This is a genomic window from Pseudoalteromonas sp. BMB, assembly GCF_001709235.1.
Taxonomy (GTDB): domain Bacteria; phylum Pseudomonadota; class Gammaproteobacteria; order Enterobacterales; family Alteromonadaceae; genus Pseudoalteromonas; species Pseudoalteromonas maricaloris.
In genome coordinates, this window is the sequence record NZ_MBQA01000103.1 from 1 (window position 1) to 212 (window position 212).

The following is a 212-nucleotide window of genomic DNA, read 5'->3' on the forward strand; positions in this document are numbered from 1 at the left end:
CCCGCCCATTCCTACCATTACACCCTGATGACGAGGGCGACCAACAATTGATGGAAAAACTGCACGAGGTGCATCGTCGCCAGCAAAGCCTGCTTTGCACATTCCAGATCCATTGTCAACAACAAGAGCGGCAACGTCGTCGTCACACATGGTTATTTACTAGAGCAAACTACCAACGACTCACACAAGTTCAACAGATCGGAAGAGCGTCG

At 50.5% G+C, this 212-nt stretch carries 1 protein-coding gene; it reads right to left on the reverse strand.

Going from position 1 to position 212, the window contains the following annotated elements; all coding sequences use genetic code 11:
- The coding region (locus BB427_RS24780) for a hypothetical protein (protein ID WP_217492899.1) at positions 1-150 on the reverse strand (150 nt) is incomplete at its 3' end.
- Between the last annotated feature and the right edge of the window lie 62 nt (positions 151-212).